Source organism: Mesorhizobium wenxiniae (assembly GCF_002284535.1).
Classification (GTDB): domain Bacteria; phylum Pseudomonadota; class Alphaproteobacteria; order Rhizobiales; family Rhizobiaceae; genus Mesorhizobium; species Mesorhizobium wenxiniae.
The window spans coordinates 100,105-121,282 of record NZ_NPKH01000024.1; the positions used below are offsets into that span (position 1 = coordinate 100,105).

The 21,178-nt window shown below is 61.8% G+C and carries 18 protein-coding genes, 1 tRNA gene and 1 pseudogene; 14 read left to right on the forward strand and 6 right to left on the reverse strand.

The genetic code is table 11. The features are described 5' to 3' along the window. Positions 1 to 63 precede the first annotated feature (63 nt). The 5 genes and pseudogenes from CIT31_RS19805 to CIT31_RS19825 all read left to right on the forward strand — a co-directional run. A complete protein-coding gene (locus CIT31_RS19805) occupies positions 64 to 729 on the forward strand; it encodes a coiled-coil domain-containing protein (RefSeq protein ID WP_095520020.1) in 666 nt (221 codons plus the stop codon). Between the two features lie 7 nt (positions 730 to 736). Then, positions 737 to 3,802: an OmpA family protein gene (locus CIT31_RS19810; RefSeq protein ID WP_095520021.1), complete on the forward strand. Its 3,066-nt coding sequence runs from the start codon at positions 737 to 739 to the stop codon at positions 3,800 to 3,802. A gap of 16 nt (positions 3,803 to 3,818) precedes the next feature. Continuing rightward, positions 3,819 to 4,310, forward strand: coding sequence for a Rab family GTPase (locus CIT31_RS19815; protein ID WP_245316398.1), 492 nt, complete (start codon positions 3,819 to 3,821; stop codon positions 4,308 to 4,310). A gap of 3 nt (positions 4,311 to 4,313) precedes the next feature. Next, complete coding sequence (locus tag CIT31_RS19820; protein ID WP_095520023.1) at positions 4,314 to 5,384, forward strand: adenylate/guanylate cyclase domain-containing protein; 1,071 nt, start codon at positions 4,314 to 4,316, stop codon at positions 5,382 to 5,384. Positions 5,385 to 5,634: 250 nt separating this feature from the next. Next, positions 5,635 to 5,836 (forward strand): annotated as a pseudogene (locus CIT31_RS19825) (transposase); the annotation flags it as partial. A 73-nt stretch (positions 5,837 to 5,909) separates the two neighbouring features. Here the strand turns inward: CIT31_RS19825 and CIT31_RS19830 are convergent. Next, a tRNA-Gly gene (locus CIT31_RS19830) sits at positions 5,910 to 5,984 on the reverse strand. A gap of 230 nt (positions 5,985 to 6,214) precedes the next feature. On the opposite strand from CIT31_RS19830, the gene CIT31_RS19835 reads away from it, so the two are divergent. The 4 genes from CIT31_RS19835 to CIT31_RS19850 all read left to right on the forward strand — a co-directional run bounded on the left by CIT31_RS19835 (position 6,215) and on the right by CIT31_RS19850 (position 9,075). Continuing rightward, complete coding sequence (locus tag CIT31_RS19835) at positions 6,215 to 6,712, forward strand: prolyl-tRNA synthetase associated domain-containing protein (RefSeq protein ID WP_095520168.1); 498 nt, start codon at positions 6,215 to 6,217, stop codon at positions 6,710 to 6,712. 95 nt (positions 6,713 to 6,807) lie between these two features. Then, positions 6,808 to 7,806, forward strand: coding sequence for a thioredoxin (trxA, locus tag CIT31_RS19840; RefSeq protein WP_095520169.1), 999 nt, complete (start codon positions 6,808 to 6,810; stop codon positions 7,804 to 7,806). 165 nt (positions 7,807 to 7,971) lie between these two features. Then, complete coding sequence (locus tag CIT31_RS19845) at positions 7,972 to 8,643, forward strand: LON peptidase substrate-binding domain-containing protein (RefSeq protein ID WP_029349515.1); 672 nt, start codon at positions 7,972 to 7,974, stop codon at positions 8,641 to 8,643. 195 nt (positions 8,644 to 8,838) lie between these two features. Next, positions 8,839 to 9,075, forward strand: a complete 237-nt coding sequence (locus tag CIT31_RS19850) for a Trm112 family protein (RefSeq protein WP_095520024.1) — start codon at positions 8,839 to 8,841, stop codon at positions 9,073 to 9,075. A 12-nt stretch (positions 9,076 to 9,087) separates the two neighbouring features. Here CIT31_RS19850 and CIT31_RS19855 read toward each other — a convergent pair whose 3' ends face one another. Genes CIT31_RS19855 through CIT31_RS35260 form a run of 3 tightly spaced genes read right to left on the reverse strand, consistent with a single transcriptional unit; the run spans position 9,088 to position 14,892 of the window. After that, positions 9,088 to 12,453: an error-prone DNA polymerase gene (locus CIT31_RS19855; protein ID WP_095520025.1), complete on the reverse strand. Its 3,366-nt coding sequence runs from the start codon at positions 12,451 to 12,453 to the stop codon at positions 9,088 to 9,090. Next, on the reverse strand, positions 12,450 to 13,931 hold the full coding sequence (locus CIT31_RS19860; RefSeq protein WP_095520026.1) for a DUF6504 family protein: 1,482 nt from the start codon (positions 13,929 to 13,931) through the stop codon (positions 12,450 to 12,452). Before CIT31_RS19860 ends, CIT31_RS19855 begins: the two co-directional genes overlap by 4 nt. After that, positions 13,873 to 14,892, reverse strand: coding sequence for an ImuA family protein (locus CIT31_RS35260; protein WP_065007320.1), 1,020 nt, complete (start codon positions 14,890 to 14,892; stop codon positions 13,873 to 13,875). The genes CIT31_RS19860 and CIT31_RS35260 overlap by 59 nt, the downstream gene beginning before the upstream one ends. A gap of 173 nt (positions 14,893 to 15,065) precedes the next feature. On the opposite strand from CIT31_RS35260, the gene CIT31_RS19870 reads away from it, so the two are divergent. Beyond that, on the forward strand, positions 15,066 to 15,488 hold the full coding sequence (locus CIT31_RS19870) for a metallopeptidase family protein (RefSeq protein ID WP_095520170.1): 423 nt from the start codon (positions 15,066 to 15,068) through the stop codon (positions 15,486 to 15,488). A gap of 7 nt (positions 15,489 to 15,495) precedes the next feature. After that, entirely contained in the window at positions 15,496 to 15,858 is a 363-nt protein-coding gene (locus CIT31_RS33890) for a hypothetical protein (protein WP_133116192.1), read from the forward strand. A gap of 74 nt (positions 15,859 to 15,932) precedes the next feature. Here CIT31_RS33890 and CIT31_RS19875 read toward each other — a convergent pair whose 3' ends face one another. Beyond that, on the reverse strand, positions 15,933 to 16,139 hold the full coding sequence (locus CIT31_RS19875) for a DUF1737 domain-containing protein (RefSeq protein ID WP_095520027.1): 207 nt from the start codon (positions 16,137 to 16,139) through the stop codon (positions 15,933 to 15,935). 26 nt (positions 16,140 to 16,165) lie between these two features. Continuing rightward, on the reverse strand, positions 16,166 to 17,059 hold the full coding sequence (locus tag CIT31_RS19880; RefSeq protein ID WP_095520028.1) for an HpcH/HpaI aldolase/citrate lyase family protein: 894 nt from the start codon (positions 17,057 to 17,059) through the stop codon (positions 16,166 to 16,168). A 298-nt stretch (positions 17,060 to 17,357) separates the two neighbouring features. Here CIT31_RS19880 and CIT31_RS19890 point away from each other — a divergent pair, with 298 nt between their 5' ends. The 3 genes from CIT31_RS19890 to CIT31_RS19900 are packed head-to-tail and all read left to right on the forward strand — an operon-like array spanning position 17,358 to position 21,166. Beyond that, a complete protein-coding gene (locus tag CIT31_RS19890) occupies positions 17,358 to 18,905 on the forward strand; it encodes a DUF4153 domain-containing protein (RefSeq protein ID WP_095520030.1) in 1,548 nt (515 codons plus the stop codon). 3 nt (positions 18,906 to 18,908) lie between these two features. Beyond that, positions 18,909 to 19,604 (forward strand): response regulator transcription factor, encoded by a 696-nt coding sequence (locus tag CIT31_RS19895; protein WP_095520031.1) that lies wholly within the window; start codon positions 18,909 to 18,911, stop codon positions 19,602 to 19,604. A 59-nt stretch (positions 19,605 to 19,663) separates the two neighbouring features. Further along, positions 19,664 to 21,166, forward strand: a complete 1,503-nt coding sequence (locus tag CIT31_RS19900) for an ATP-binding protein (protein ID WP_165778515.1) — start codon at positions 19,664 to 19,666, stop codon at positions 21,164 to 21,166. Positions 21,167 to 21,178: the final 12 nt, after the last annotated feature.

Here is a 21,178-nt window from a genome sequence, read left to right on the forward strand (position 1 = left end):
TGACATGCTTGGGTGTTTTTGAGTTTTGCACTGTGGCAGGTGTTCAAATGAAGGGGCATAAGGATGGCTAAGGAATCTTCGAATACCGCTTCTTCAGCAAATAAAGCGGACGAAAATCTGATAAGTAATGCAGACGGAAACGGGCTGGCCTTCATGGGGGTCCAGGCTCGCGAGAGCGGGGTCTCCGGCGACGCTGTAGGTGTCGACAAGATACGTGATCTGCTGTTCGGCAACCAGATGCAGGACTACGACCGCCGTTTTTCCAAGCTTGAAGAACGGTTCTTGCAGCGCTTCAAGGATGTAGAATCCGAGGCCAAGCGCAATCTTGAAATGTACGAGTCAAATGCAAAGAAGCAGGTCGAATCGCTCGCGGCGCAATTGCGGAACGAAAAAGATGCACGAGCCGAGGCCGACAAGGAGATTGACCGGAATCTTCGTGAGCAAAATCAGGCGCTTGAAAAGCAGGTGCGCGCGTTGTCGGATCAATTGAGCGAGCTTGAGCGCGAAGTCGCGGACCGGATAAATCGAAGCGATCAATTGCTGCGTGAGGAAATCAAGCAAAAGAATGAAAGCATGCAGATGCTAATGGAGAAAATGTTTTCCGATCTCAGCAACGTCAAGACCGACCGAAATCTTTTGGCTGGCCTGTTTGTCGAGGTTGCAAAATGTCTAAATCAGGATCCCGTCGGCAGCAAGAGCAACTCGGAACGTAGTTGGAAAGTGAGTTGATCGGAACTTGACGTCGACCGTCGACCCAATCAGCCTTCCTCAAAGAGCAGCTTCGAACGATACAGAGATTGATCGCGAGGCCCTGGCTAATCTTTTGGTCGAAATTGCCCGGAACGTTGATCCGGACTATCGTGCGCGTTTCCACGGAGTTCCCACCGCCGATCCTCGCATGGAAACGCTGCGCCAGTTGCTGGTCGGCCGCGAAATTTCGGAGCTTTCACGAGTTTCGCACCTGCTCGACGAACCCGAGCAGCTTGCGTCTGCAGTTGGGGGTGTTCTCCCCAGTGCAGCCGCACGTGCGCCTCATGCGCAACTCGGCGAGGCACTTGCGCCAGCTGTCGAGAGGGCCGTGCAACGGTCAATCCAGAAGAGCCCGCGTACGCTTACGGATATACTATACCCGGTGTTTCTGCCGGCAATTCGCAAGTCGATCGGGGAAAAGATCGATCAGACCTTTCAGTCGCTGAATGAAACTTTAAGACATATATTTACTTGGCATGGGCTCAAGTGGAGATTTGAAGCTTGGAGAACGGGCGCAAGCTTCTCAGAAGTTGTTCTTAAGCATTCTCTTGTCTATCGTGTAGAGCATGTCTTTCTGATTAACCGCAATTCCGGGCTTTTGATAGCGCATGTAACCGCCGATAATGCAACGAGCGAAGATCCGCAACTCATTTCTTCGATGCTTAGTGCAATTCAAGATTTTGTGAAAGACTCATTTAACGAGAAAGAACAGAGCGGCCTCGACACTATCCGTTTTGGGGAGCTTCGTCTCTGGTCGGAAGTTGGGCCGTTTGCGACCTTGGTTGCGGTGATCCGGGGAAATCCGCCAGAGGAATTACATGAAATAGTTCGCGATGTGTTGCTTCGCATCCATGATGAATGCTCACAGGCTTTAGAGCAGTTTGACGGCGACAGTTCGCAGTTGGCCGGCGTAGAGACGCTGTTGCAGACCTGCGTTGAACTGAAGCAGGAGGACTCTAACCAAGGATTTCCTTGGCTGGTGGTGGCTGCAGTCCTGCTGGTTTTGATTCCGGCAGGCGGTTGGTTTCTTCTTTCCTGGCAATCCGGGCAACGCTGGCAGGCCTATGTGTCGCGGCTGAGTACCCAGCCGGGCATCATCGTTGCCGAACAAAAGGTGCGCGATGGCCAATTCTATATTGCCGGCCTGAGAGATCCGCTTGCCGCCGACCCGCTGTCGCTGTTGTCCGGAACGCAGGTCGATCCCGCCCGCGTTCATTCGCAGTGGCAATTCTATCAGAGCCTTGAGCCGGAGTTCGTGCTGAAGCGGCTAACGGCGTCGCTGGCTCCGCCGGATTCAGTGCGACTTTCGATCGTCAATGATCGCATCGTTGCCGAGGGTGAGGCTCCCGACACCTGGATAGATCGGGCACGCGCAGCGGCCCGACAGCTTTCGGCAGGCGGACCGGTATTCGATATCTCCAGGGTCCGTGATGTGAGCCCCGAAGCACGCGCGGCGGAGCACTGGCAGGCCTATGTGTCGCGACTTGAGGTCCAACCGGGCATCATCGTTGCCGAACAAAAGGTGCGCGATGGCCAATTCTATATTGCCGGCCTGAGAGATCCGCTTGCCGCCGACCCGCTGTCGCTGTTGTCCGGAACGCAGGTCGATCCCGCCCGCGTTCATTCGCAGTGGCAATTCTATCAGAGCCTTGAGCCGGAGTTCGTGCTGAAGCGGCTAACCGCGTCGCTGACCCCGCCGAAATCGGTTCGGCTTTCGATCGTCGAGGATCGCATCGTTGCCGAGGGTGAGGCTCCCGACACCTGGATAGATCGGGCACGCGCGGCGGCCCGACAGCTTTCGGCAGGCGGACCGGTATTCGATATCTCCGGGGTTCGTGATGTGAGCCCCGAAGCACGCGCGGCGGAGCACTGGCAGGCCTATGTGTCGCGACTTGAGGCCCAACCGGGGATCATCGTTGCCGAACAAAAGGTGCGCGATGGCCAATTCTACATTGCCGGCCTGAGAGACCCGCTTGCCGCCGACCCGCAGGCTCTGCTGTCCGGAACGGAGGTCGATCCTGCCCGCGTTCATTCGCAGTGGCAATTCTATCAGAGCCTTGATCCGGAGTTCGTGCTGAAGCGGCTAACCGCGTCACTGACCCCGCCGAAATCGGTTCGGCTTTCGATCGTCGAGGATCGCATCGTTGCCGAGGGTGAGGCTCCCGACACCTGGATAGATCGGGCACGCGCGGCGGCCCGACAGCTTTCGGCAGGCGGACCGGTATTCGACATCTCCAAGGTTCGTGATGTGAGCCCCGAAGCACGCGCGGCGGAGCACTGGCAGACTTATGTGTCGCGACTTGAGGCCCAACCGGGAATCATCGTCGCCCAACAAAGGGCGAGGGGTGGACACTTCTATATTTCCGGCCTGAGAGACCCGCAGGCCGCCGACCCGCAGGCTCTGCTGTCCGGAACAGGGGTTGATCCGGCTCGCGTTCATTCGCAGTGGCAATTCTATCAGAGCCTCGATCCGAAGTTCGTGCTGAAGCGGCTGGTGGCGTCGCTTGCTCCGCCGACATCGGTTCGGCTTATGACCATCCAGGATCGCATCGTTGCCGTGGGTGAGGCCCCTGCCGCCTGGATAAACCGGGCGCGGGTCGCCTCCCAACAGCTGTCCGCGGACGGACTCTCTCTAGATATTTCCGAGCTGCGTGAGTCGACCCCTCAGGAACTCACGCATTTGAGGGACACTATTCAAGCGGTCGACATTTTCTTCGATTCTGGCAAGGCTGTACCGGGACCAGAGCAATTGCCGGTTCTCGACAAATTGTCGAATCAGTTGAAGGAATTGGCCAAGGATGCCCGCGAGGCAGGCGTAACAGCCCAGTTCATGTTGACCGGCCATTCGGACGCGACGGGCCGTGAAACGGCCAACGTGTCGATCAGCGCCGCCCGCGCGGAGACAGTTCGTGCGCTTCTCAAGAAGCGCGGCGTCGATCCGGAATTGCTCTTGGTTCGCGGCGCGGGCACCTTTGAGCCAGCGGAGGCTGAAAATAGCCGAACCGGGAGCTCCGCCAATCGCAGAGTTTCGGTTACGGTAAATTTCCACTAGGGCGGAGCCCAGGATATTGCAAAAGAAGATCTGCATGTTGGGCGGGTTCGCTGTCGGAAAGACGAGTCTGGTTCGCAGGTTTGTGCAAAGCATCTTTTCAGAAACCTACTTGACCACGGTGGGAGTGAAAATCGACAAGAAGAGTGTCGTATTGCCCGATAAAACCGTGGATCTGATTTTGTGGGATTTGGCCGGCGAAGACGATATCGGCTCGTTCCGCGTCAGCTATGTGCGAGGTGCGAGCGGGCTCGTGCTTGTCGTCGATGGAACCCGTGCCGCTACTCTTGCCGTGGCGCTCACGCTGCGCGAGCGGGCCGAGGCCGAATTCGGCGCTATGCCGTTCGTATTGCTGTTCAACAAATCCGATCTGGCCGATCGGTGGGCAATATCGGATAGTGAGATTAACGAACTGAGGCAACTTGGGTGGCAAATCTATCTAACAAGTGCGCTTTCGGGTGAATGTGTTGATGATGCGTTTCGTCAGCTTGCTTCGATGGTTGCCAAATAGACCATGCATGGATTGCCAAGAGAAGTCAGAAACTGGATTTACGATTTCTTCTACAACGAGCACTCTGTCGCTTATTTGAAAATTGACGCCCAGCTTTGCATCGCAGAGAAGGGCGGTAGTGTTGAACATTACGGACTCTCATCACTTCGCATTGGTAAGCCTGTTGCCGAGCAGCTTGAATTCATGGAAGGTTTGCTGCCTTGCCCGGAGCTTCCATATCATATGGCCATGGTCGAACTGCCCAGCGGGCGTGTCGCGGACCTTCATCTTTTTGCTGACAATGCCTGCGTATGGCTGCTCTTTCTTGACGCCACTGCCGAACGCGACAATAGGCAGCGGCTTCAACAGAAGGCTTATGAAATGACACTCCTGCAAGAGAGGGAGCGTCAACTCAACGAAAAATTACAACTGACGAACGAGGCGTTAAGGCAGAGCCAAGAGGGATTGTCGCGTGAATACCATCGCGCCGAAAGCCTACTCCTCAACATTCTTCCGGCGTCGATCGCGGAGCGGTTAAAAGCGGACGAACAAATTGCAGACAACCATGCTGACGTGAGTGTGCTTTTTGCCGACATCGTCGGCTTTACGGAAAGAGCGCGAAGCGTCGGAGCCGAGACAACGCTCGCTATTTTAAATTACTTCTTCAAGGCGGCGGATCTGCTCTCGGAACGATACGGCTGCGAAAAGATCAAGACAATCGGCGACTGCGTGATGGTGGTCGCTGGCCTGCCCGCCGCGCGATCCGATCATGCAGAAGCCCTTGCGCACTATGCACTTGAACTGCGGAAGGCGGTTAAGCGCGAACGCTTCGCAGGAGAACCGATAAGACTCAGAATTGGAATTCACTCAGGACCAATCGTCGCGGGCGTCATAGGCAAAAGGCGGTTTGCCTATGACCTGTGGGGCGAGACCGTTAATCTCGCCGCACGTATTCAAACGTCAGCGGATCCCGATGAAATCCGTATCTCGGATGCAACTCGCAAACTGCTTGGACCAAATTTTGCTTGCGACCCACTCGAGGAAACGGAATTGCGTGGTACAGGTCGTGTGCGAATGTGGCGGCTCCCGGCCTGATTTGCCGGTTGGCAGTGCCGACACTCGAGCGCATTGCAGCTCAAGCAACATCATAGTTTCGTATGTCCGCCGAGGTGCAGTCGACCACCGAGCGGGGTCGCGTGCTCATAGGTGGTGTGGCTCGGCGGTAGCGACGCCGCTCGCGAGCGCGCCCTCGATCGCGCTGTAGCGAGCGAGCGGCTTTGCCGTGGTCCATCGACAATTCGCCGGTGAGGTCTGGTTGCTGACACCAACCTCGAAGGAACCATCGATGACCGATGGCATGATGAACCTGCGCGCTCGTGGAGAAGCCTCCGGATTCCGACCTCTTGCGCGAGATGATTGGCTTTGCCGCCGGGCGGCTGATGGAGTTGGAGGTTGGTGGCCGCCACCGGCGCCGCCTATGGCGAGAAGAACCCGTTGCGCACGGCCCAGCGCAACGCTATCGCGAGCGCGACTGGGCGACACGCGCGCCGGTTGCAACGCCATGTAAGCAAAAGGCGCCCCGAAAGGCGCCTCTTAATCGCTTGATTCCCCGTGGGAAACTGGAGCGGGTGAAGCGATTCGAACGCTCGACCCCAACCTTGGCAAGGTTGTGCTCTACCCCTGAGCTACACCCGCTCGCGCGGCTTTTGGGCCGCAAGCCGCGCCTATATGGCTGAAGGGCGCGGCGATTGCAACAGGGGAATCGCAGGTTTTTTGGCCGCACCCGGCGACGTAACCGAGCCTTCCGTGGCGTATATCGCACGGAATTCAGCGCGTCGCCGCGCAACGGTCTTGTCTCGGCCGCGTCATTGGCCGTAAACGGCATGATCCAAACCGCGACAGCAAGAAGTCCGACAAGAAACAACATGCCGAAAACCGAAGCCGAGCTTTTTGCCTTTCTCGCCGATCTCGGGATCGAGGTCTCGACCTTGCGCCATCCGTCTCTGTTCACGGTCGCCGATTCGCAGGCGCTGCGTGGAGAAATTGCCGGCGGGCACACCAAGAACCTGTTCCTCAAGGACAAGAAGGACAATTTCTTCCTGGTCAGCGTCGATGAGGAGGCGGTGGTCGATCTCAAGCAGATCCATCATATCATCGGCGCCGCCGGGCGCGTTTCCTTCGGCAAGCCGGAGATGCTGATGGAGCTTCTCGGCGTCGTACCGGGCGCGGTCACGGTGTTCGGCGTGATCAACGATACGGAGTTGCGGGTCAAGGTCGTTCTCGACCAGGAGTTGATGCGCCATGCGGTCATCAATGCTCATCCGCTGACCAACGAGGCAACGACCTCGATCGCCGCTGCCGACCTCGTCAAATTCGTCGAGGCAACCGGGCATGATCCTGTTATCTTGAAAGTCACGGGATGATCGCCACATTGGATGACGATAAACCGATTTCTGAGTGAGAATAAAGGACGTTGCGCCGGGCCGGTGGCCGGCGGCGCGACCGAAAGGGCGACGAGATGAGCGACAACAATCAATTTGGCGGCCCATTTGGCAGCAATGGCGGACAGTATGCCACCACAGTGCAGTATGGCGGCACTGAGGCCACTCCCGCGAGAGTCGCGCTTGGCGAGCCGCCTGTCACCGTCGACGTCATCAAGGATACGACGACCGCCACATTTGCCGCCGACGTCATCCAGGAATCGGGCCGTCAGCCGGTGCTGGTCGATTTCTGGGCGCCATGGTGCGGGCCCTGCAAGCAACTGACGCCGCTGCTGGAAAAGGCGGTCACCGCCGCCGGCGGCAAGGTCAAGCTGGTCAAGATGAACATCGACGACCATCCTTCGATCGCCGGACAGCTTGGTATCCAGTCGATACCGGCGGTCATCGCCTTTAGGGATGGCCAGCCGGTCGACGGCTTCATGGGCGCCATTCCGGAGAGCCAGATCGCCGCGTTCATCCAGAAGGTCGGCGGCAAGAACAATGGTGCGCCGCAGGTGGCCGAGGCGCTTGCCGCGGCCGCGGAGGCGCGCGCCGCCGGCGATGTGCAGACCGCGGCGGACATCTACGACGCCGTCCTTGAACAGGCGCCGGACACGATCGAGGCGATTGCCGGGCTTGGCGATCTGCTGTTCGAGGCCGGCGATGCCGAGGGCGCCGAAGCGGTGCTGGCGCGGGCCCCGGAAGCCAAGAAGGATGCTCCGCCACTCGCCGCCGTACGCGCCAAGATGGCGCTTGCCGCGCAGGCAGCAGCACTTGGCAATCCGGCCGAACTCCAGCGGCGCCTGGCTGAGAACCCCGGGGACCACCAGGCACGTTTCGATCTTGCGATGATCCAGAACGCCAACGGCGAGCGCATGGCCGCGGCCGACAATCTGCTGGCGATCGTCAAGGCTGATCGCTCGTGGAACGACGACGGCGCCAAGACGCAGTTGCTGCAGTTCTTCGAGGCATGGGGCATGACCGACGAGGCAACGCTGGCGGCGCGGCGCAAATTGTCGTCGCTGCTGTTTTCCTGAACGCGCATAAAGCTGTTTTTTCCTGATGGCCTTGCGATCGACGACGGCTGCGCCAGATTAGGAGGCCTGACCGATCCGTTCTTCGCTTCGTGACGATTACGCGTCAGGTTGCGATGGGATGGGCGGGCTTCATGCGCTTCTTGAGGGAGCGACCGGAGGCTGGAAGTGCAGGCGGGAAACGCGCATTACCGACTCGATACGGATTTGCCGTCGACGGTGCCGATCTTCCCGCTCGAAGGCGCATTGCTGCTGCCGGGCGGCCGCATGCCGCTCAACATTTTTGAGCCGCGCTATCTTGAGATGGTGGATGAGGCGATCGCCGGATCGCGGCTGATCGGCGTTATACAGCCCAGCCTCGACGGTGCACGGCGTGGCGATGGCGAGCCGGAACTCTGCAATGTCGGCTGCGCCGGACGTATCATCGCACTTTCCGAGAGCGGCGATGGCCGCTACCTGATTTCGCTGCAAGGTGTGTGCCGGTTCCGCATCGTGCAGGAGCTTGCGGTCAAAACGCCCTTCCGCCAGTGCCGGTTTGCGCCCTTTCTCACCGATCTCGACGAAGATCAGGCAGAGGCCGAGATCGACCGGCCAGCGCTGCTCAAGGCATTTCGCGCCTATTTGCAGGCCAACGATCTTGAAGCCGACTGGGAAAGCGTCAGCCGCGCCGAAAATGCCATGCTGGTCAATGCGCTGTCGATGATGGCTCCCTACGGGCCAGCCGAGAAACAGGCGCTGCTCGAAGCCGCGGACCTGAAGACACGCGCCGAAACGCTGATCGCCATCACCGAAATGGCGCTGGCACGTGAGAACGAGGATTTCGGGTCGAGCCTGCAATAGGGACTCTTCCTTCTCCCCTTGTGGGAGAAGGAAGATTGGCACAGCGCCAAGACGGTTGAGGGGTGCTGCACGGAGCGCCGTTGGTGCCAAGCTGGAACACCCCTCATCCGTCGCCTTCGGCTCTCCCTTCTCCCCGGGGAGAAGGGAGAGCCGCGCGAAACCTAGAGTGATTGGCCCCAGAGAAGGACAGACCGAATGGTGGATGGGCGTGATGGAAAGAAGGCCAATGTCGACCCCAAATTGCTGGAATTGCTGGCCTGCCCGCTGACCAAGGGCCCGCTTACCTGGGATCCGGAGCGCGGCGAGCTTATCTCGAGGGTCGCACGGCTTGCCTATCCGGTGCGTGACGGCATCCCGATCATGCTGCCTTCGGAGGCTCGCTCGCTCCCCTTCGAGGATGGATTGCCGCCGCGCCTGGGCGGACCGTCCTGAACGGTGTAAGGCCTATTGAAAATTGCGCCCTTTGGGCATGACCTTCTCCGCCTTTCCCGACAGCGCCGCGAGATCCCGCTGGACCGGCACGGCTTGTGGGCCATGTGCGTCTGCAACGCCCTCTTCGCGGTTGTCATTCTCCATGCGCCCACTGGCCGAAGGCTCATTGACAGGCTGGCCGGTGCCGGCCTCCTCCAAAAGCACGGACAGCCACGGCGTCAAATCCTCGACCTTGTCGGCGACGATATGGATGACGTCCGATTCCGACTGCAGTTTGCCGGTGACACGGATTAACCGCGCGCCCATGACAATGGGCCGGTAGCGGTTGAAAGTTCTTTCCCAGAAAATGACGTTGGCCACCGCCTGCTCGTCTTCCAGCGTCAGGAAAATCGCTTTGGCGTTACCCGGCCGCTGCCGCACTAGGACAAGACCGGCGACCGAAACCCGCTTGCCGTCCCGAACCTGGCCGAGGCGCGCATTGGGCGTGACGCCGGAACGATCCAGCCGCTGGCGCAGAAAGGCAAGCGGGTGCGCCTTCAGCGACAGGCCGAGCGAACGATAGTCGTGGATGACATGCTCGCCGAGCGGCATTGTCGGCAGCCTGGTCGCGGGCTCAAGATCGCGCAAGCGGATCGCCGGCTGGTCGAACAGCGGCAAGGTCTCGGCGGCACTCTTGCTGTCGAGCGCGCGGACCGCCCACAGGGCGTCGCGGCGGTCGAGGCCGAGCGAACGGAAAGCGTCGGCTTGCGCCAGCTTCTCGATCTCATCGACATAGAGGCCTGAGCGCAGCCAGACATCGCGAACGGATTCGTAGCCGTCGCCGCGTCTGGCGACAAACACCTCCATGCGCTCCTTCGACAGGCCCTTGACCTGGCGAAAACCCAACCGGACGGCATGATTGGTCCGGATGACACCGCGCATTTCGGCATGGCGGCCGAGGATGCGGGCCGGGTCGAAGGGTGCGTCCTCCAATGCGCAGTCCCAACCGGAAAAATTGACGTCGACCTCGCGGATTTCGACGCCATGGTCGCGCGCGTCGCGGACAAGCTGAGCCGGCTGATAAAATCCCATCGGCTGGGAATTCAGGATCGCGGCGCAGAACACGTCTGGATAAAATGCCTTGAACCAGCAGGAGGCATAGACCAGCAGGGCGAAGGAGGCGGCATGGCTTTCGGGAAAGCCGTATTCGCCAAAACCCTCGATCTGCTTGAAGCAGCGCTCGGCGAAGTCCTTTTCGTAACCCCGCAAAACCATGCCATCGACCATCCGCTTGCGATAATTGCCGATCGTGCCGGTGCGCTTGAAGGTGGCCATGGCGCGGCGCAGTTCATCGGCCTCGCCCGGCCTGAAGCCGCCGGCGACGATGGCGATCTTCATCGCCTGTTCCTGGAACAGCGGAACGCCCAGTGTCCTGCCGAGTATTTCTTCCAGTTCCGGCTTGGGATACTCGGGCTTTTCCTTGCCCTGCCGGCGGCGCAGATAGGGGTGGACCATGTCGCCCTGGATCGGGCCTGGTCGCACGATCGCCACCTCGATGACCAGGTCATAGAATGTTTTCGGCCTGAGGCGCGGCAGCATCGACATCTGGGCGCGGGATTCGATCTGGAAGACGCCGATCGTATCGGCGCGGCAGATCATGTCGTAGACATGTGTGTCCTCGGCAGGGAGGGTGGCCAGCACATAGGGTTGCCCATAGCCATCCCGCACCTCCGGATAATGATCCTGGAGCAGGGTGAAGGCGCGCTGCAGGCAGGTCAGCATGCCAAGCGCCAACACGTCCACTTTAAGGATTTTCACCGCGTCGAGATCGTCCTTGTCCCACTCGACCATCTTGCGTTCGTCCATCGCCGTCTTGATGATGGGCACGATCTCGTCGAGCCGGTCCCTGGTGATGACGAAGCCACCGACATGCTGCGACAGATGACGGGGAAAGCCCATGATCTCGTTGGCGCATTCGATTACATGCCTTGTCGATTGGTCGGTCTGGTCGAGGCCGCCGGCCCTGGTCTCCTTTTCGCCGAGCTCCGAGGTCGACCAACCCCAGATCGAGCTGGACAACGCGCTCCTGACATCGTCCGACAGGCCCATCGCCTTGGCCACTTCGCGCATCGCCGAGCGGCCCCGGTAGCTGACGACGGCCGCGGCAAGCGCAGTGCGCTTGGCACTGTATTTCTCGTAGATGTACTGGATGACCTCCTCGCGCTTTTCATGCTCGAAATCGACATCGATGTCGGGCGGCTCGTTTCTTTCCTCGGAAATGAAACGCTCGAAAAGCGAGTCAATCCGCTCGGGTCCCACTTCGGTGATGCCGATGCAATAGCAGACCACCGAGTTAGCCGCGGAGCCACGCCCCTGGCAGAGTATGCCCTGGCTGCGGGCGAATTTGACGATGTCGTAGACAGTCAGGAAATAGCGCGCGTAGTTCAGGCGCTCGATCAAAGCGAGCTCTTCCCGGATCCGCCTAGTCACATCGGCGGGAACGCCTGAGGGGTAGCGCATCGCGGCTCCCTCTCGAGCCAGCCTTTCCAGTTCGGCCTGTGGCCCGAGGCCCGACTCCGTCGGTTCATCGGGATAATTGTATTGGAGGTCACTGAGAGAGAAGCTCAATTCGCCGGCAAAGCGCAGCGTTTCCGCCAGTGCTTGCGGATGCCGCCGGAACAGCCGCGCCATCTCCATTGGCGGCTTCAAATGGCGCTCGGCATTGGCCGCCAGTTCCAGCCCCGCTTCGGCAACAGGCACGTTGAGGCGGATCGCCGTCAGCACGTCCTGCAACCGGCGCCGTTCGGACGTATGGTAAAGAACGTCGTTGGTCGTCATCAGCGGAAGGCCTGATGCCTCAGCCATGGCAGCTGCCTGCTCGATACGGTAGTGGTCGTTGCCGCGATAATCCGGCGAAACGGCAAGCCGCAGATTCTTGCCGAAGCGGTCTTTGAGCCGGCTAACCAGCCTGAGATCATCCTCCGCCGGCGTCGACAGATCCGGCAGGACCGCCAGGGACATGAGATCGCCCCATTCAAAAAAGTCGTCACGATAGAGAAGCGGTGCGCCCTTTTCGCTATCGTCGCGCATATTGGCTTGTGTCAGCATGCGGCACAGATGGCCCCAGCCCTTGCGGTCCTGCGGATAGGCGAGAACGTCGGGCGTGCCATCGCAAAAAACCAGGCGGCAGCCGGGATGATAGGAAAGACCTTCCACCTTGGCCTGCTGCCAAGCGCGCACGACACCGGCCACCGTGTTGCGATCGGCAAGCCCGATCGACGAAAAGCCCAGAAACTTTGCGGCGACCACCAGCTCCTCCGGTTTCGAGGCGCCGCGCAGGAACGAGAAATTCGACTGGATGCCGAATTCGGCATAGGGAACGACCGTCAGCGCGTTCATGCGAAGACCCCATGCATGAACCAGCGCGGCGGGACTTGAGAGGCGCCGTAGAGACCCTGGCGGTAGAGCCAATAACGGCGGCCGTCGCTATCCTCGATGCGGAAATAATCCCGGGTCGGCGCGTCTTCCGGCCCCGACGTCTCCCGCCACCATTCCGGGGCGATGCGTTCCGGCCCTTCGGCGCGCGCGACCCGGTACAGCGCGCGCCGCCAGCGGAAGTTCATCGGCGGTCCCTCAGGCATTTCGGTGGCCGGCACCTCGATCGGTTCGGGCGAACGGAACAGCCGGATCGGCCGTTCCGGCCGAAAGACAGGCGTGGATGAAGTGTCTTGTATCTTGTCCGGCTTCTTCGGCGGAGAGACCCTTTGCGGCGCCTCCGCATAGGGAAGCGTGGCGACGGCGCGCTCTGGCAGATGACTCTCGACGGCAACCGGTTTCAAAACCGCGCTTTCGCCGAGCCGGGCGCGGATGCGGTCGGCGAAAAGGGCGATGTCGGCGCCGTCATCGTGCGTTTCGCCGGCGAGGTCCGCCTGCTGCATGTCAAAGGCCGCGGCCGACAGGACCGAGAGGCGCACGAGATCGAAGCCATAGCCGGCATCGATGTCCTGTTCGAGCGCGGCGAGCCTTTCGTGAAACAATTTCTGGATCAGCAACGGCTCGCGCAAGGGCCGCGACGTGCCGACGGCGATGCGGCTGACGGCGCCGTCGACGCGGAAAAGCAGCAGCGCCAGCCTTCTTGCGCCCTCGCCGCGGCGCTCGAGGTCCACCTTCAATGTCGTCGCCAGCATTTTCACCAGCCGCTCTAATTCGTCGGTCAGCATGATGGGTTCTGCGAGATGGCGTTCGACCGAAAGCGGCGCGACCGGCAGGCGCGGCGACACCGCCTCGTCGAGGCGGCCGAGCGCCTGGTCGAGGCGTAAAAGCAGCGATGTGCCGAAGCGGCGGGCGAGCGGCGCGCGCGGTGCTGCCATGACGGCGCCCGCCGTGCGCAGGCCGACGCTTTCCAGGCTGGCGCGGATATCAGGCTCGATGCGCAGCGCCGCCAGCGGCAAGGGTGCGAGTAGCGCTTCCTCCTCGCCACCGGGGACGATGCGGTCACTGGCAAACCGCGTTGCCGCCCAAGCAGCACCAGGTGTGGCGGCAAGGCCGGCGCGGACATCGAAACCCTGATGGAAAAAGCGCGACAGAATGTCGTCCAGCATCGCCCGTTCGCCGCCGAAAAGGTGGGTGCAGCCGGTGACGTCGAGAAACAGGCCGTCGGCTGCGTCGATCGCCACCAGCGGAGTGTAGCGGTCGCACCAGTCGGCGAGGCTTTCGAGCAGGCGGCGGTCGGCCTCGGGATCGGCTTCCACTACGTCGATCGATGGGTGCATGGCGCGCGCGTCGGCTATGCCCATGCCGCGCTTCAGATGAAGCGCCTCAGCCCGCTCGTCGAGGGCGGCGATGCGCTGCGCGTTCGCTTGGCGATGGCTGATCACCAGGGGCAGGTGATCCGACGGCCGCGAACGCCAGGACCGCCCCAGACGCTGCCGCAGGATCCTTTCCGCGGCGAGGTGCGGAAACCACAGGGACAGGATTCGCTGCCCGTTCTTCCCCGGCCCTTCTTTCCTCGAAATTGCGTTCATCCGGGTTCCACTCCAGTGTGAATTGTCCCGGCAAGGCCGTGCGGCTCTTGCCGATGCTGACGGTGAAGGCGGGGCGGCCGATCGAGCCGGCGAGCGGCCCGGCGAGCGTCTGGCGTGGTGCCGACGGCGCAGCCGATAGGACGAGGCGGACGGATGCCGCCGTCGGTTCGGCCTCGCCGGCCTGGCGCAGCAGGAACACCGGCCGGCCGGCGCTCTGTGCCCGGGCGTGCAGCCGCCGCGTCGCGGTGAGGTCCAGCCGCTGCGGGCTGCCGCGGATTTCGAGGATGACGGCGGCGAGCGCCGTCATCCGGGCGGCTTCCTCGGCGACCCACAGCCCATCGAGGAGCCTTGGCGCCTCGGAAAACAGCAATTGCTCCGGCTCGATCCCGAAAAGGCCATGAAGCCCTCTGGCATAGGGGAAGCCGGCCTCGCGGAAGACCTCCGCGGTGCCGATCCACAGGACCGGCAGTCGCGGCGGCTCCTGTTTGAGGATCAGGCTGACGAGCGACAGGGCGAAACCGGCGACGACCCCGGCATCACGTGTCGCGGCGCCATGGATCTCGCTCAGCGCCGCCTTCGGCAGGCCGCCGCTGAGCGCAGTATCGAGACCCTCCGCGCCGGTGCGCAGAAACGCATCGGGCGGCGCCACGGCGAGGCCGCGGCGGACGATTGTTAGATCCCGGGGCGTGACATCCGCATCAACGGGAGCTGCGCCGGCCGGCGCCTCCAGGCGCTCGGGCAGCGTTCCCTCGATCTTCGCGATCTGTCGGCGCAGGGCAAAAACAGTCTCCCGCGCCACGGCGCTTGTCGCCATGACGGTCAGCTTCCACTCACAATTGTTCCTGTTATGTTCCTATTGATTCCAGAGGCCGCCCGAAGAGTCAAGCGGAGTCATGGGGAATTTATTCCTGTCCGCGCAAAGGCTGCAACTTGGCCATTTGCCGACTCCGGCTCGAAAGCCTATATGCCGGGATCAAAGGACAAAGCATGGCCCGCATCTACAAAACCCGCACCTGGCACGCCGAGCTTTCGCCGTCGATGGAGGAAATGGAGTTCCTGGCGCTGGAGGCCTATGCCCATCTGCCGGAGGAATTTCGCAAGCTGACCGGCGAGATCATCATCCAAATCGCCGAATTCCCGACCGACGAGATCATGGACGACCTGTCGCTGGAAACGCCGTTCGACCTGCTCGGCCTGTTTGAGGGGCGCGGCATCGCCGAGCGCTGGAATCCGCAGACCGGCGAGGGGCCGAACCGCGTCACGCTCTACCGCCGCGCCATCCTCGACTACTGGGCCGAGAACGAGGAGACGCTTGGCGATATCGTCACCCATGTGCTGATCCACGAGATCGGCCACCATTTCGGCCTGTCGGACGACGATATGGAGCGGATCGAAGAGGCAGCTGAATAGTGTCCAGATGACGGAAGCAGAGTTTGCCAATCGGATCGACTGCAATTGGCCGTATCACGACATTTCACTGAGCCGCGAATTGATCCAAACCGCCATCGGCATTTCGCCGAATGCTGCATTTATTGCACTCGATGAGCTTTGCCGTCTACCCGCAAACACTGTTGTCGAGCCCGCCATTCTCCTGGCGTTAGTCGATTTCTGGCTGTCCAAATTCGACCATCCACTAGCACCGATGATATCGGAATGCGCGATATCCAGCATTAAACGCCAGCAACTGTCGGTTGCCGAAATTCTCATGGAAGATGGATACCGTCTCCGGTTATCCGGGCCTTTATGCAGCGCTATCGATCCTTTATTTCAGCTGCGATGACGTCGACGGCCTTGCAGACGCAAGGTTCAACGAAATCAGAGCTGCCTGGGAAAAGCTTCTGTAACGGTCGTATCCTACCAGTCGCTGAGCTTGGTGTTGGGCCCGTATTCCTGGCCCTCGACATCCTTCACCACGGCCTGGCCGCAGCGCATGCTCTTGGTCTGCTTGTCGTAGGCATAGGTCGGCGAACCGAACAGGTGCCAGCCCTTGTTCAGCGCCGCCGTCACCTTGTGGCAGAAGCTGGAATCGTCCGGACCGGACAGAAAGCGGTAGAGTTTCATTTTTCATTCCTGTCGTGAGTTGCCAATCATGCCCCGATGGCGGCTGCCTTCGCCAGCAGTTTTTCGGCCTGCGCCAGATGCAGCCGCTCGACCATTTTTCCATTCAGCGCAATCACTTGCCTTCCGGCATTTTCGGCAAGCGCGAAGGCCTCCTTCACCGAGCGCGCCTCGGCCACCGCTTCGGCAGATGGCGCAAAGGCCCGGTTCGCGGCATCGATCTGAGCTGGGTGGATCAGCGACTTGCCGTCAAATCCCATGGCGGCCGCTTCCGTGCATTCGCGCGCAAAGCCATCCAGATCGCGAAACTCATTGAAGACACCATCGAGCAGGTCGAGGCCACCGGCGCGCGCGGCGAGCACCATCTGCATCAGCCACGGTGTGAGATAGCGCCGGTCGGGCGTGGCGAGAACGCCGGTCTCCTTGACCAGATCGTTCGTTCCGGCAACGAAACAGACCAGCCGCGAGGCCGGATCGCGGCCAAGCTCGGCAATTGGTCCGATGTTGAGCAGAGCCTTGGGCGTTTCGATCATTGCCCATAGTTTCACCTCGTCCGGCGCGAAATTGTCGTCGAGCACGTCGCCGGCCCCGAGGACGTCGCGCGGCGTGTCGACTTTGGGCAGCAGGATGGCGTCGGGCTCGCTGCGTAACGCAGCCAGCAAGTCGTCGGCGCCCCATTCGCTGGCGAGCGGGTTGATGCGAACGATCATCTCGCAGCGCCGGCCATTATGGTTGGCAACCGGGCGCTTGGCGAAGATGCCGGCCAGTTTTTCCCGCGCGGCAACCTTGTCGGCCGGGGCGACGGCATCTTCGAGATCGATGATGACGGCATCGCAGGCCAGCGATGAGGTCTTGGCAAGCGCCTTGTCGTTCGAGGCCGGGACGTAGAGCACCGAGCGGCGCGGGCGGTAGGTTTCAATCATGCCCGATCTATGCCGCCTGTAGTCAGTCGAGGCAAGCCGTCTTCACCTGCATAAAAACTGCACAAAAGTCCGGAAAATCTCCTCGGATCCGCCCCGCCGCCTGCATGTCGATCGGCGATATAGGCGGTATGCAGATGCGAGAAAAACCCCGTTGGTCCCTGCCTTACCGGCTCCGCAATGAGGGTTGGTGGCTCGTCGATCCACCCCAAACGCACCGTTCGGCGACCATCTTCCCCTTCATCCGCAAATCTCCGCCCCGGTATGCCGGCCGGATCAAAGCCGCTGAGAAAATCCGATCATGACATCGTTGCTTACGGCGGCGCCGAGCTATTGCGCGCGATTCGGCGTTGCGGTCCTGCTTGCCGCGCTGGCCGATTTCTTCTTCTACGGGCAGCCCATCGGCATCACGCTTTTCCTGTTCGGCACTACGCTTGCCGCCGCAGTCGCGGCCATCCATCCCTCGGCGCTCAGCGCCCGCGGCCTGTGGCTCGGACTCGCCGCCCTGCTTGTCGGGCTGCTGCCGCTCATTGAAAATGTCAGTGCGCTGTCCGTCGCGATCGGGCTGGCGGCGATGGTCGTCTTCGCGCTTTGGCTGGTCGGCCGGCTGCGGCGTGAGCTTGCCCGCATTGCCGGCCAGGTCGCGCTCTTCCTGCTCGCGGCACCATTCCGGTTCGTCCACGATTTCTTCCGCTGGCGCAAGGCGGCGCGGCGGCTTGGCCAGCGGCGTATCCGCCTTGCGGCGATCGGCGTCTGGATCATGCCCCTGACCTTGGGCGCAGTGTTTCTCGCGCTGTTCGGCGCCGCCAATCCGGTTATCGAATACTGGCTGTCGCTGATCGATCTCCGCGCACTGCTCGACCTCATCCAGCTGCCACGGCTGGCGTTCTGGCTGGCCGTGCTTGCCGGCGTCTGGGTCTTTCTGCGCCCGCGCCTGCCGCGCTTTTTCCGCCGCATTGCACATCTCGCATTGCCTATCCCCCTCGGGGTGCAGACAAAACCCGCCAAGGCGATCGAGGACATCGTCTTCGGTAAGGCCGCCATCCTTCGCGCGCTGGTCGTCTTCAACATCCTGTTCGCGGTGCAGACCGCACTCGACGCCACCTATCTGTGGGGCGGCATCGCCCTTCCCGACGGGCTGACCTACGCCGCCTATGCGCATCGCGGCGCCTATCCATTGATCGTCACGGCGCTGCTTGCCGCCAGCTTCGTCCTGGCGGCGCTGCGGCCGGGAAGTGCTACCTCCAGCGATCCGCTCATCCGCCGGCTGGTCTATGTCTGGGTGGCGCAGAACATCGTGCTGGTCATCTCGTCGATCCTGCGGCTCGACCTCTATATCGGCATCTATGCGCTGACCTACTGGCGCGTCGCCGCCTTCGTCTGGATGGGGCTGGTGGCGACGGGCCTTGCTCTGATCATCGCCCGCATCGCACTCGAAAAATCCAATAAATGGCTGCTTTCCGCCAATCTTCTGACGCTTTCGGTGACGCTCTATGCCTGCTCCTTCATCAACTTCGCGGCGCTGATTGCCAACTACAATGTCGAGCACTCATTCGAAATGACCGGCCGCGGCACCAAGCTCGATTTCTGGTATTTGCGTTCGCTCGGTCCCAGCGCCTGGCCGGCGCTTGATCGCTTCCTCGAGCATCAGGCCGAGACGAATGCGGCCAGCATTCCCTCTTACCGCCAACTCGCCCGTCTGCTTGGGCAGGACCAGGCCCGCTACCGCGCGGGCCAGGAAAACTGGCGCGCCTGGAGCTTCCGCGACTGGCGGCTACTTCGTACTCTGGACACATATATCCCGTTCGTGGTTCCTCAAGGCTCCGAACCCTTCGCGCCGGGCCGCTGATCCATGCCGCACAACATCCTTGTCGCCGACGATGATCCGCATATCCGCGAAATCATCTGCTTTGCGCTCGAAAAGGCGGGGATGAAGACGGTTGCCGTATCGGACGGCGCCGCCGCATTGCAGGCGATCGGGCGCCGCGCGCCCGATCTTGTCGTGCTCGACATCGGCATGCCGGAGATGGATGGGCTGGAGGTCTGCCGGCGGCTGCGGCATACATCGGATGTGCCGGTGCTGTTCCTGTCCGCGCGTGATGAAGAAATCGACCGCATTCTCGGGCTCGAAATGGGTGGCGACGACTATGTCACCAAGCCGTTCAGCCCGCGTGAACTGGTCGCACGCGTCAATGTCATCCTGCGGCGCGCCCGCCCGACAAAGGCTGAACAGACCGACGACCGGCAATTCTCGCATGGCAGACTGGCTTTGCTGCCGGCTAGCCACGCGGCCAGCTTCGACGGCAGGCCGCTGGTGCTGACCTCGATCGAATTCGCCATCCTGAAAGGGTTTCTGGCGCGGCCAGCACATGTGCTCGGCCGCGACATGGTTATGGCCAATGCCTATGCCGCCAATATCCATCTCGCCGACCGCACCGTCGACAGCCATATCCGCAACATCCGCGCCAAGCTGGCGGCGGCCGGCTGCACGGATGCGATCGAGACCGTGCATGGCGTCGGCTTCCGGCTCGGCCGGTGCGGCGCGTGACCGCGCATAAATGGCGGCCGCGCCTCGCCACGATCGTTGTTGCCATCCTGATCATGGTGATGGCGCTGCCGCTGGTCGGCCTGTTCTTCTTCCGGCTCTACGAGAACCAGCTGATCCGTCAGACCGAGGCCGAGCTGATCGCGCAAGGTGCGGCCCTTGGCGCCATCTATGCGCAAGAGGTCCGCGACGCCGGCGTCGCCATCGAAAAGCTCGGCGCGGCCGTGCCTGCGGACAGTGCCACCGATCCGGACTCTCGCTACCGGCCGATCGAGCCGCGCCTCGATCTTGCCTCCGACTACGTTCTGCCGGCCCGGCCGCCCGCCATCACCGCGACCGCCCCGGATCCAGCCGTCGCGCCGATCGGCGCGCGGCTGTCGGGCATTCTTGCCGAGACGCAGAAAACCACGCTTGCCGGCTTTCGGCTGCTCGACCCTAAAGGCGTCGTCATCGCCGGGCGCGAGGAGATCGGCCTGTCGCTCAGCGCCGTCGAGGAGGTTCGCCAAGCGCTGGCCGGCCGGCATGCCAGCGCGCTCCGGCAGAGGCTCTCCGACGAGCCGCCACCATCGCTCTATTCGGTCAGCCGCGGTACGAGAGTCCGCGTCTTCGTCGCGATGCCGGTAGCGGTCGACGGCAAGGTCGCCGGCGTGGTCTATCTGTCGCGAACGCCGAACAACATCGTCAAGCACCTCTATGGCGAGCGCGGCAAGGTGGGGCTGGCGGCGATCGCCATCCTCGGCGGCACGCTGCTTATCGGCCTGGTCTTCCTGCGCACCGTCAGCCGGCCGATCTACGCGCTGATGGAACGGACAAAGCGCATCGCGGCCGGTGATCGCGACGCGATCAGGCCGCTCGATCATCACGGCACGCGCGAGATGGCGGAGCTTTCCGACGCCTTCCTCGACATGGCCGAAAAGCTGCATGCGCGCTCGGACAGCATCCAGACCTTCGCTACGCATGTCTCGCACGAGCTCAAATCGCCACTGACGGCGATCCAGGGGGCGGCCGAACTGCTGCGCGATTCGGGCAGCGCCATGGATGAGGGCGAACGGCGGCGGTTTTCGAACAACATCGTCACCGACGCCGAACGGCTCAACCTTCTGGTGCGCCGTCTGCTCGACCTGGCGCGCGCCGAAAATCTTGCGCCCGGCGGCGAAAGCACGTTGGTTGGCGCCGCACTGGCGCTGCTGCCGGCCGAGGACAGGCTGGCGGTCCGTGTCGAGGGAGGCGGCGATATCCGCCTGCGCATGTCGGCCGAGAACGCGGCCATCGTGCTCGCCAATCTCATCGACAATTCGGCGCGCCATGGCGCAACGCTCGTTTCGATCACGGCGGCGAGCGCGGGCGGCAAGGCGACGATTCTGGTGAGCGACGACGGCGCCGGCATTTCGCCCAGCAATCGGGGGCGGATATTCGAGCCGTTCTTCACCACGCGCCGCGATGCAGGCGGCACCGGCATGGGCCTCGGCATCGTGCTGGCCCTCCTGAAAGCGCATGATGGCACGATCCGCCTGGTTGACTCCGAGCGCGGCACGCGCTTCGAGATCATCCTGCCGGCTGTATGAATTGGAGCCTGA